This is a genomic window from Pseudomonas sp. NPDC090755, assembly GCF_044769005.1.
Lineage (GTDB): Bacteria > Pseudomonadota > Gammaproteobacteria > Pseudomonadales > Pseudomonadaceae > Aquipseudomonas.
In genome coordinates this window covers 1-10,567 of the sequence record NZ_JBIVXC010000041.1, presented here as the reverse complement: position 1 = coordinate 10,567, position 10,567 = coordinate 1, and the positions used below count along the sequence as shown (strand labels likewise).

At 59.3% G+C, this 10,567-nt stretch carries 10 protein-coding genes and 1 pseudogene; 2 read left to right on the top strand and 9 right to left on the bottom strand.

The annotated features are described in order from the left end of the window. Positions 1–217: 217 nt before the first annotated feature. Complete coding sequence (locus tag ACIQUS_RS26840) at positions 218–604, top strand: winged helix-turn-helix transcriptional regulator (RefSeq protein ID WP_403054117.1); 387 nt, start codon at positions 218–220, stop codon at positions 602–604. A gap of 23 nt (positions 605–627) precedes the next feature. On the opposite strand, the pseudogene ACIQUS_RS26835 reads toward ACIQUS_RS26840, so the two are convergent. The 8 genes and pseudogenes from ACIQUS_RS26835 to mmsB all read right to left on the bottom strand — a co-directional run. Further along, positions 628–717: pseudogene (locus tag ACIQUS_RS26835) on the bottom strand (hypothetical protein); the annotation flags it as partial. A 31-nt stretch (positions 718–748) separates the two neighbouring features. Then, positions 749–1,669: an NAD(P)-binding domain-containing protein gene (locus ACIQUS_RS26830; protein WP_403054114.1), complete on the bottom strand. Its 921-nt coding sequence runs from the start codon at positions 1,667–1,669 to the stop codon at positions 749–751. A gap of 90 nt (positions 1,670–1,759) precedes the next feature. Further along, a complete protein-coding gene (locus tag ACIQUS_RS26825) occupies positions 1,760–2,044 on the bottom strand; it encodes a YciI family protein (protein WP_403054111.1) in 285 nt (94 codons plus the stop codon). A 170-nt stretch (positions 2,045–2,214) separates the two neighbouring features. Then, positions 2,215–3,117: a LysR family transcriptional regulator gene (locus tag ACIQUS_RS26820; protein ID WP_403054108.1), complete on the bottom strand. Its 903-nt coding sequence runs from the start codon at positions 3,115–3,117 to the stop codon at positions 2,215–2,217. Between the two features lie 243 nt (positions 3,118–3,360). Beyond that, positions 3,361–4,887, bottom strand: coding sequence for a CoA-acylating methylmalonate-semialdehyde dehydrogenase (locus tag ACIQUS_RS26815; RefSeq protein ID WP_403054105.1), 1,527 nt, complete (start codon positions 4,885–4,887; stop codon positions 3,361–3,363). A 40-nt stretch (positions 4,888–4,927) separates the two neighbouring features. Continuing rightward, positions 4,928–6,547, bottom strand: coding sequence for an MFS transporter (locus ACIQUS_RS26810; protein WP_403054102.1), 1,620 nt, complete (start codon positions 6,545–6,547; stop codon positions 4,928–4,930). A 194-nt stretch (positions 6,548–6,741) separates the two neighbouring features. Continuing rightward, a complete protein-coding gene (locus ACIQUS_RS26805) occupies positions 6,742–7,029 on the bottom strand; it encodes a DUF1330 domain-containing protein (protein ID WP_403054099.1) in 288 nt (95 codons plus the stop codon). Position 7,030: 1 nt separating this feature from the next. Further along, the gene (mmsB, locus tag ACIQUS_RS26800) at positions 7,031–7,945 is read right to left on the bottom strand and encodes a 3-hydroxyisobutyrate dehydrogenase (RefSeq protein WP_403054096.1); all 915 of its coding nucleotides are present in this window, start codon (positions 7,943–7,945) and stop codon (positions 7,031–7,033) included. Between the two features lie 145 nt (positions 7,946–8,090). Here mmsB and ACIQUS_RS26795 point away from each other — a divergent pair, with 145 nt between their 5' ends. Further along, complete coding sequence (locus ACIQUS_RS26795; protein WP_403054093.1) at positions 8,091–8,963, top strand: LysR family transcriptional regulator; 873 nt, start codon at positions 8,091–8,093, stop codon at positions 8,961–8,963. Between the two features lie 58 nt (positions 8,964–9,021). On the opposite strand, the gene mdlD is transcribed toward ACIQUS_RS26795, so the two are convergent. Next, entirely contained in the window at positions 9,022–10,341 is a 1,320-nt protein-coding gene (gene mdlD / locus ACIQUS_RS26790) for an NAD(P)-dependent benzaldehyde dehydrogenase MdlD (protein ID WP_403054090.1), read from the bottom strand. Positions 10,342–10,567: the final 226 nt, after the last annotated feature.

The following is a 10,567-nucleotide window of genomic DNA, read 5'->3' as shown; positions in this document are numbered from 1 at the left end:
GAAGCCGTCTTCGGCGGCCATGTGCATGCACATCGGCGACATGACGACACGGTTACGCAGTTTCAAGCCGTTCAGTTCGAAGGGGGAAAGCAACACGCTCATGTGGGGAGACTCCATCGATTCAAATGATGGTTTCATGCTAAGGTATACAAACACTTGATGTAAGTACGCACACTTTTGTGCTGTAGGCACATTTTAGTAACCATTGGAGTTATCCATGAAACTTGGTATCCCCCACGGGGAAGTGGAAGCCTTTGCTTGCCCCGTTACCTTCACGGTCGACGTCATCGGCGGAAAGTGGAAATCGCTGATTCTGTTCCACCTGATCTCCGGCACCCGTCGCTTTAACGAGCTTCGGCGCCTGATGCCGGAAATCACCCAGCGCATGCTGACCTTGCAGTTGCGCGAACTGGAAACCGATCGGGTCATCAACCGGGAGATCTATCGTGAGGTGCCACCGAAGGTGGAGTACTCGCTGGCACCCTTGGGTGAAACGCTGATCCCACTGATTACCGCGATGCGTGAGTGGGGCGCCGCTCATGAAGAGACCGTGCTGGAGTATCGCCGGCAGGCCCAAGAACAGAGCATCGCCCAGGCCGAATGATCGGGCAGGAACGATGGCGGCGCTGCCCGAGCCTTCTCGGTCAGGCCCTGACCAATGATCAAGGGGATACGACCACCGGCGCGTACTTCATCGAGCAGCACCGGGGTCTTCAGGCCGACGTCACCAGCATGTCATTCAAATCGATCAGGCGATGGCTTTACGCGGCACCGCTTTTTCGGCGGTCTCTTTGAGTGTCAGCACCAGGGAGGTGGCGTCCATGTCGGCGCCGCCGTTGTCGATATGGTTCTTCAGCAGCGCATGCGCAGCCTCGGCGGTGGCGATGGTGGCGCCGACTTCGCGGCCAGCATCCATGGAGAGGGTCAGGTCCTTGGCCAGCAGCCAGGTCTTGAAGCCCGCCTTGTAGCCCTTCGATGCCGGAGCGCTCGGCACCACACCCACCCCCGGGTTCCAGACGCGGAATGTCCAGTTGTCGGCGGTGGAGCGGATAGCGATCTCGAAGAACTCCTTGAGGTTCAGGCCCAGGCGCTCGGCCAGTGCGGTGGCCTCGCAGTTCACCGCCACGCAGACACCCATGATCAGGTTGTTGACGACCTTGGCCGCCTGGCCGGCTTCCGGGCCACCGGCATGGGCGACGTACTCGCCCATCGGGCTCAACAGCTCCTTGACCCGTACTACATGTGGGTCTTCGCAGCCGATCATGAAAGTCAGGGTGGCGTCGATGGCGCCCTCGGTACCGCCCGACACCGGCGCTTCGGCAAAGATGCGGCCGGCCTTTTTCGCGCTGGCGTGCAGCGAGCGGGCGTTTTCAATGCCGATGGTCGAGCAGTCGATGACCACGGTATTCGGCGCGATGCTGGCGAATACCCCATTCGAGCCGGCAAGCACCTCTTTGACTTCGGTACCGGTCGGCAACATGGTGAAGACGGCGTCTACACCCTTGCAGGCTTCGGCGACGGTCGAACAGATTTGCACACCGTTCTGGGCGGCACGCTCACAGGCGGCCGGGTCGATGTCCACGCCTTTTACGGTATAGCCGGCAGCCATCATATGTTTGGACATTGGGTTGCCCATGAAACCGAGGCCGATCCAAGCGATAGTCTTCATTGTTGTTCTCCATTGCTCTACGAGGGGTTGTACCAACTAACTTACATCGAACTATTGATCATTCAGTGTGCGTGGTGCCGTTATCGGTACTCAGCGTTGATCGATCGACTTGATAAAAGGGTTCACACTGACTTCGCTCCAGACACCGTTCAGGGCGAACGGGTCATTGCGTTGGAAGTCGACAGCCTGCTCAAGCGTTTCGGCCTCGACAATCAGCAGGCTGCCTGTTTTGTTGTCGCTGTTTATGGCGGTATAGGGCCCGGCCACCAAGATCTTGATCGGGGCACTTTTCAAGTAAGCGCGGTGCGCATCATAGAACTCATCGCGCCGCGTGGGCGTAGTGGGATTATCCTTGCAGTAGATGACGTATAGCATGCTGCACCTTTATTATTGACGGGTCTTCTGCATTCACTTGGAGTCAAACAATAAGTAACTTGACTCGATGGATTTACAGTACGCCCGCCGGTTGTGCCTTCACAACACAATAAACACACAGCCGACGTGCAGAAATTCACTGATGGCGGTGCGGGCCATCCATGAATTATTCAAAGGAAGATTTGCCGATTCATATCGACTTGCTCTGCGATGAACCTTGCGACTTCGCGGATGTGAGCCGCCTTGCGATGGTCTTCATGTACATGCATGTAAAACGAACGCTTTATGTTCACCTCGTCCCCCAGCACAGGGATCAACTTGGGGAATGACGTTGCAATATAGGCCGGGAGAATACCGAGTACTTTTCCACCTAATACGGTATGCACCTGGGTGAGCAAATTGGTGCTGCGCAGACGCGACACCAGCGCCACGTCCAGACCGTTGGAAAAATTTAGCTGGGGGGCGAACAGCAGATCTTCGACATACCCCACGAAAGGATGCTGTTCCAGATCCTTCTGGGTGCGGATCGGCGGGGAATCGTCGAGGTACTGACGGGTCGCGTAGATTTGCAGGCGATAGTCGGTCAGGCGTCGTGACGCCACGCGCATGTGCTCTGCCGTGGCCAGGCTGATGCCGATATCGGCCTCCCGTTTGGACAGGCTGAACACCCGCGCCGCGGCGTAGATTTCCACCTCGAGATTGGGGTGTCTTCGGGTGAGTTCGGCCATTCTGGGTGCCAGGAAGACACTGCCGAATCCGTCCGGGGCCCCGATCCTGACCAACCCCGAGATTTGTCCGGGGTCACTTTCATCACTTTTATAAGAAAGCAGGATGCTTTCCATACTTTCAACCGCATTGAGCACGCGCTCCCCTTCTGGGGTCAGTTCGTACCCGGAGTTACTCTTGTGGAACAGCCTGACTTTCAATCCCTCTTCGAGGGCTGATACATGACGTGCCACAGTGGTATGTTCCGTGCCCAGCCGCTCGGCAGCGCCTGACAATGTACCCGCCCTGGCCACGGCCAGGAAGTATCGAAAATCATCCCAGTTTTCATTCTTCTGCTTTTTCGCCATCACTCACTTCTCGATCATGGCTGGCCTTTCATTCCTTCGCCGCACTGCAACAAAGGTCGCACCCGGTACCCCCTGCAACAAGTGACGTTGCGTGCATGCGCCATGACGGGCAGCTTTCTTTCGCAGCCAAATCCTGGCTGGAACTGGCACGCCGGTTGTTGGCCGCTCCCGGGGAGTGGACCGAGGACGTGCCCGCCCTCGAACCCTGAGGCTGCCGGGCGAACCCCGACAGCCTCATGACCACTACTTGAGGGTGATGGTGGTGTTGACGCCATCGTTGATGGTCTTGTCGTCGAACCAGCGGCTGGTCACGGTCTTGGTCTGGGTATAGAACTGCACGACCTGCTTGCCGTACGGGCCCAGGTCACCCAGCTTGGAGCCGCGCGAGCCGGTGAAGCTGAAGAACGGCACCGGTACCGGAATCGGGATGTTGATGCCGACCTGGCCGATGTCGATCTCGCTCTGGAACTTGCGCGCCGCCGCACCGCTCTGGGTGAACAGGCCCACGCCGTTGCCGTTGGGGTTGGCATTGACCATGGCGATTGCTTCATCCAGGGTGTCGACCTCCAGCACCACCAGCACCGGGCCGAAGATTTCCTGGGTGTAGATCTGCATCTCGGTGGTGACGCCCGAGAACAGGGTCGGGCCGACGAAGTTGCCGTCCTCGAAGCCAGGCACCTTGATGTCGCGACCGTCGAGCTCGAGCGTGGCGCCTTCGCGCACACCGCTGTCGATCAGGTCGAGGATGCGCTGGCGGGCTTTCTTCGAAATGACCGGGCCGATGTCGGTACCCGGCTCGCTGCCGGCATTGACCTTCAGCTGTAGCGCCAAGGCCTTGATGTCCGGCAACCAGCTGCGCGCCTCGCCCACCAGCACCACCACCGAAGTGGCCATGCAGCGCTGGCCGGCGGCGCCGAAGCCTGCGCCCACCAAGGCGTTGAGGGTGTGTTCGCGGTTGGCGTCGGGCAGTACCACGGCGTGGTTCTTGGCGCCCATCATCGACTGCACGCGCTTGCCGTGCTGGCTGGCCAGGTTGTAGACATGGGTGCCGACGTGGGTCGAGCCGACGAACGAAATGGCCTTGATGTCCGGGTGGGTGCACAGCGCGTCGACCACCGCCTTGCCACCGTGCACCACGTTCAGCACACCCGGCGGCACACCCGCTTCGAGGGCCAGTTCGACCAGCATCATGGTCGACAGCGGGTCCTGTTCCGACGGTTTGAGGACGAAGGTATTGCCGGTGACGATGGCCATCGGGAACATCCACAGCGGGATCATCGCCGGGAAGTTGAACGGGGTGATGCCGGCGCACACGCCGATCGGCTGGCGCAGGGTGTAGGTGTCGACGCCGCCGGCGACGTTCTCGGCGAACTCGCCCATCTGCAGGGTGCCGACCGAGCAAGCGTGCTCGACCACTTCCAGGCCACGGAAGATATCGCCTTCGGCATCGGCGAGGGTCTTGCCCTGCTCGGCACTGAGCACCGAGGCAATGCGCTTGGCGTGTTCACGGATCAGCGCCTGCAGCTTGAGCATGATGCGCATGCGTGCGCCGATCGGGGTGTGCTTCCAGCTGTGGAAGGCGCGCTCGGCCGCATCGATGGCCGCGTTCACTTCGTTCGGGGTCGCCAACGGTACCTTGGCCAGCACTTCCTGGGTGGCGGGGTTGACCACGTCGAGCCATTCAGACGTTTGCGAATCGACCCACTCGCCATTGATCAGCAACTCGACATGGGCGACAGACAATGCGTTCTTATCCTGTGCAACATTCATAACCTACTCCTTTGCGTTTAATTCAGACGTGGCGACAGACTCAGACATTGTCCAGGTCGACGTTTTTGGTTTCTTTAAGTGCAAAGATGCCAATGATCAGGCTCGTTGCAGTAATGATGATCGGGTACCAGAGGCCGTAGTAAATGTCGCCGGTGTACACCACCAGGGCGAAGGAGATGGTCGGCAATAGCCCGCCCACCCAGCCGTTGCCAATGTGATAAGGCAAGGACATCGAGGTGTAGCGAATTCGGGTGGGAAACAATTCAACCAAGGTGGCCGCAAGCGGGCCATAGGTCATGCAGGCAATGACCATCAACGCCAGCATGATCAGGACGACCATCACTTCATTGACTTGAGTCGGGTCGGCTCGCTCCGGGTATCCCGCGCCGAGGGTAAGTTGCTTGATGAGTTCCGCATCAAACCCTGTGACACTTTTATTGCCAACAGTAACGGTAAGCACACCACCAGCGGGCAGAGCAACAGACTCATAAGGAATTCCCATCTTTGCCAGGTACGTTCTGGTCTTATCGCAAGGGCTGTCAAACTTGGCCTTGCCGACGGGGTCGAACTGGAAAGTGCACGTGGCAGGGTCAGCCGACACGGTCACGGGCGCAACGGCCTGGGCCTGCGCGATTTGTGGGTTACCGTAGTAGCTCAATGCTTTGAACAACGGGAAGTACAGCACCGTTGCCAACAACAGGCCGAGCATGAGGATCGGTTTGCGGCCAACCTTGTCAGACAGCGCACCGAACACCACGAACAGGGGTGCCCCGATGACGATGCTAATGGTCAACAAGGTGTTGGACTGTGTCGGGTCCATTTTCAGGAACTGGGTCATGAAGAACAGGACGTAAAACTGCGAGGTGTAGAAGGTCACGGCCTGTCCGGCGTTGATGCTGAACAAGGCGGTGAGCACGACTTTCAGGTTCGACCAGGAGCCGAACGCGTCACGGATCGGCGAGTTGCTCGCGGTGCCCTCTTCTTTCATCTTCTTGAAGGCGGGCGATTCATGCATGCTCATGCGGATCCAGGCCGAGATGCCCACCATCACCAGGGACAGCAGGAACGGGATGCGCCAGCCCCACTCATCGAACTGCTCGCCGGTCACTTTGCGGCAGATCAGGATGACCACCAGTGACAGCAGCAAACCTGCCGTGGCCGTCGACTGTATCCAGCCGGTGTAAAGCCCGCGCCTGCTCTTGGGCGCATGCTCGGCCACGTAGGTCGCGGCCCCGCCATACTCGCCGCCCAGCGCCAGGCCCTGGAGCATGCGCAGCACCACCAGGATGATCGGTGCGGCGATGCCCCACGAGGCATAGGTGGGCAATACACCGACCAGGAAGGTCGAGAACCCCATCAGGATGATGGTGACCATGAAGGTGTACTTGCGGCCGATCATGTCGCCCAGGCGTCCAAAGACCAGCGCACCGAACGGCCGCACGATGAATCCGGCGGCGAAAGTCATCAACGCGAAGATGAAGGCCGTGGTGTCGTTGACGCCGGAGAAGAAGTGCTTGCCGATGAGGGCGGCCATGGCGCCGTACAGGAAGAAGTCATACCACTCGAATACCGTGCCGAGTGAAGAGGCAAAGATGATTTTCTTGTCCTGTCGCGGCGCGGCAGGCGCCGCTGAAGTTTCAGCGTGTGCAATGTCAGTCATATAGCAACCCCTTGAGCCCAAGGCCCTCTATTGTTTTTGTTCTGAACGGTTGTTTCTCAAGTCGGCGGTGGCGCTGTACTGCCCCAAACAGTAATTTCGGGCAGCACAGAACCGGTCCGGCAACTGGCCAGACGAACGCTTTATCGATTCAAATCAGCGAAACAGAGTGCAAGGCAAAGCAGGCCGTATGTCGCTCAAGCGCCTTGAACGATCAACAGTTCGGCTTCGGCTTTACCGAGGCGATGTGCCTTGGCAGCTTGATACTCGGGCGAGTGATAGCACGCCAGTGCTTGTTCCATGGACTCGAACTCGATGACGACATTGCGCGCGCGGATAGCACCTTCGAGCGGCTCATAGTCCCCACCACGCGCCAGAATATTAGCGCCGTACTTGACGAAGCAGGCACTGGCCAACTTCGCATAGATACCATACGGTTCTGGGTCCTTTACATCGACATGGGCAATCCAATAGGCCTTTGGCATTTCAAACCTCGTTGTAGTTATCAATATCAGCGAAATACAGCTTTTGAATACTGGACATATCCAGCACGTTGTTTTCTTCGGCCAGCGACCCGTGCAAGGTGAACAAGTTGCGCGCCACGGCGCCCAACGGCACGGCCGCGTTGGCCTGTTGCGCGCAGTCCATCGCCAGGCCGAGATCCTTGACCATCAGCTTTACGTGAAAGCCACCGTTGTAGTGATTACTGGCAGGTACACCGGGCATGAGGTTCGGCCAGGGATTCCACTTTTCCACCATGAAGTTGCCGCCGCTGCTGCCGATCATCACTTCGCTCAACACTTTGGGCGACAAGCCATTCTTTGCGCCCAGTGCCAGGGCTTCGGCGGTCCCGGCCATGAGTATGCCGGCCATCAGGTTGTTGCAGATCTTGGCCAGCTGGCCCGACCCGTAGGCGCCGGTGTGGATGATTTTCTTGCCCATGCAATCGAACACGGGCCGGGCCTTGGCCAACACCCCAGCAGGACCACCGACCATGAAGCACAAGGTCCCGGCCTTGGCCCCCATGATGCCCCCTGAGACCGGAGCATCGAGAAAGCCCGCCCCCACGGTTTCGAGCGCGGCGGCCACTTTCTGGGTGGTGGCAGGGTCGATGGTGGAGCTGTCGATGAACAGCCTGCCGGGCGTCGCACGGGAGGCCAGGCCACCCTCTCCCAGGTAGACGCTTTCGACAATGCTCCCGTTGGGCAGCATGGTGATCACCACCTCGGTGTCTTCAGCCGCGAGCGTCGCCGAGTTTGCCGGGGTGCCGCCGGCTTGCGCCAGGGCCTCGAGCGCGGCGCTGTTCACGTCGAATGCCTTGACCCCATGCCCGGCCTTGAGAAGGTTCAAGGCCATGGGCAGCCCCATGTTGCCGAGCCCGATAAACCCGATAGATGCCATACCTGACTCCTGGTTTCTTGTTGTTGGAGCGCCTTGGGCCTTGGGCCATCCGGCGGTGTGGCAATAGATATAACAGCCCGGTATTGGACGTTGAACCCATGCGGGGCGCACAATCCCTGTGCATCCATGCACACTGGGGGAATTGATGAACTGGGATGATCTGCGCTTCTTCCTCGACCTGGCGAGGACCGGCAAGCTCACGGCATCGGCCCGGCGGCTCGGGGTCGAACACACGACGGTGGCAAGAAAGGTCAGGGCCCTCGAAACCACCCTGGGGGGCCAGTTGCTGGTGCGATCCCAGGCTGGGTACACCCTCACCGAGCGAGGCCGGCGTATTCTGGAAAGCGCTGAAGACATGGAGCTGGCGTACAGCCACATCACCGCCAGCGTAAACGAGGACGCCGATGTCGCGGGCCTGGTACGTATTGGCTGCAACGAGGCGTATGGCACACAGATCCTGCCGGGACATGTGGCAAGAATCATGGCGCTCTACCCCGACCTTCAGATCGAAGTGCTAGCCCTGCCCCGGGCCATTCAACTGCAGCGCAACGAAGCGGATATCGTGATCAGCATCGACCGCCCCGAGCGGGGGCCGTACATCGCGTCCAAGCTTCAGGATTACGAGCTGGGCCTCTACGCCTCGTCGAACTATCTGGGCGCCCGCACCACACCGCAGGACCCGGAAGACCTGCAGGAGCATGACTTCATCGACTATGTTTCGGAAATGGTGCTCGCCAAGAACGTACCGAAACCCGCCGACTACACCGCGCCCGGCAACATCAGGTACCGCAGCACCAGCATTCTTGGGCAAATGAAGGCCGCCGAGGCGGACCTGGGCATCGCCATCCTTCCGACGTTCCTCGCCAGGGAATCGCCACTGACCAGGGTGCTGCCCGAGCAGGTGGTGCTGACCAAGAGCTACTGGATAACCATGCACGCGTCACTGCGAAAGGTATCGCGCTTCATCACCGTCTTCAGCCATCTGCGGGAGTTGGCCCGCGTTGAGATGCCCGCCTAAGACGACGACGCCGAACCCCTGGGGTTGCGGCGTCGATCAACGACCTTGCGGGTAAGAGTCAGCCGCGCAGCTGACGCACTCGGTAGGATTTAGGATGAGTGAACGCTTCGTAGGAATACTTACCATGGTACTGGCCCAGCCCTGAGGTACCTACCCCCCCGAACGGCAAGTGCGGGTTGAACACATGCAGCATCATGGCGTTGACCCCAACGTCCCCGGCAGGGATTTCATCCAGCAGGCGCTTGGCATTTTCAATGTCCGCCGAGAACACATAGGCTGCCAATGGCTTCGGGTGATACCTGTTCACGGTCTGGGCGACTTCGGATGCGTCGTTGAAGGTCAGCACTGGATAGATGGGCGCGAACAGCTCGACTTCCATGAGGCTGTCTTCGAAACCCACGTTATCCACGATGGCTGGGCCGAAATGGCGCCGCTCACGATCAGACTCGCCGCGGAAAACGATGGTACCGTCGGTGCGCGCCAACATCTGCTCAAGTACATCGAACTGTCGCTGGGTGATGATCTTGCCATTGTTGCCCGCCTGGCTGTAACGCTCGGCAACCGCCTTCTTGAGTTTGCCTACCAGTGCGTCTTTCACCTTTTCATGGACATACAGATAGTCAGGCGCCACGCAGGTCTGACCGCTGTTGAGCATTCGGGCGAACACCAATTCTTCCACGGTGCTGTCCAGGTCTGCGTCTTCCATGATGATCGCGGGCGACTTGCCGCCCAACTCCAGGATGACCGGCGTCAGGTGCCTGGCCGCCGCCGCCATCACGATCTTGCCCACCTGGGGGCTGCCGGTGAAGAAGATCAGGTCAAAAGGCAGGCTCAGCAGGAACTCATTCTCCTCACGCGCCCCCTGGAAAACATGGATGTAGTTCGACTCGAACGTGGCGCTGACAATGTCTTCGATGACCTTGGACGTCTCGGGCGTGGCTTCCGACGGCTTGATGATGGCGGTATTCCCGCCAATGATCGCGCCGATCAGCGGGCCGGCGAACAGCTGAACGGGGTAGTTGAAGGGCACGACGATGTAGGAAACACCATACCCTTCCCGCTTGATCGAGTTTTCCGTGTCATCGGACGGCCCCGCCGATGGCACCTGCTCCTCGGCCTCCCATTTGGACAGGTTTTCAATGCTGAAGTCGATTTCGTGAAGGACCGGATTGATTTCACCCAGATCAACCCCTTCGCGGTCACGGCCCAGATCATGCTCCATGGCCACGTAGATTCGCTCTTTGTGTTCAAGGATCGCCGAGCGAAGTTTTTTCAGCTGGGCAATCTTGAAGTCATGGTCACGGGTAGTGCCCGCGAGGAAGTTGGCTTTCTGTGCATCGAACACCTGTTGGGCGTGTTGTTTGAAATCTGCAGGCATGACTGTCTCCGCAGCGAGCACTTCAGGCTCGCTGAATGTAGTGATCGGGGGGAAGTTGTGGTTAAACGGGTGCCTTGGTGTCCAGCCACACCGCGCCATAGCGGGTGTACGCCTTGGGAATCTCGATGTACTCCTTCAGGTCATCGGCGGCAGTGCGCACCCAGAACGGGTCACGCAGCATCTGCCGACCGACGAAGATCAGGTCGGCGCGGCCGTTCTGCAGGAT

Coding starts and splice junctions, on each gene's coding strand:
- ACIQUS_RS26840 (WP_403054117.1), top strand. CDS start 218: ATGAAACTTGGTATCCCCCACGGGGAAGTGGAAGCCTTTGCTTGCCCC.
- ACIQUS_RS26830 (WP_403054114.1), bottom strand. CDS start 1,669: ATGAAGACTATCGCTTGGATCGGCCTCGGTTTCATGGGCAACCCAATG.
- ACIQUS_RS26825 (WP_403054111.1), bottom strand. CDS start 2,044: ATGCTATACGTCATCTACTGCAAGGATAATCCCACTACGCCCACGCGG.
- ACIQUS_RS26820 (WP_403054108.1), bottom strand. CDS start 3,117: ATGGCGAAAAAGCAGAAGAATGAAAACTGGGATGATTTTCGATACTTC.
- ACIQUS_RS26815 (WP_403054105.1), bottom strand. CDS start 4,887: ATGAATGTTGCACAGGATAAGAACGCATTGTCTGTCGCCCATGTCGAG.
- ACIQUS_RS26810 (WP_403054102.1), bottom strand. CDS start 6,547: ATGACTGACATTGCACACGCTGAAACTTCAGCGGCGCCTGCCGCGCCG.
- ACIQUS_RS26805 (WP_403054099.1), bottom strand. CDS start 7,029: ATGCCAAAGGCCTATTGGATTGCCCATGTCGATGTAAAGGACCCAGAA.
- mmsB (WP_403054096.1), bottom strand. CDS start 7,945: ATGGCATCTATCGGGTTTATCGGGCTCGGCAACATGGGGCTGCCCATG.
- ACIQUS_RS26795 (WP_403054093.1), top strand. CDS start 8,091: ATGAACTGGGATGATCTGCGCTTCTTCCTCGACCTGGCGAGGACCGGC.
- mdlD (WP_403054090.1), bottom strand. CDS start 10,341: ATGCCTGCAGATTTCAAACAACACGCCCAACAGGTGTTCGATGCACAG.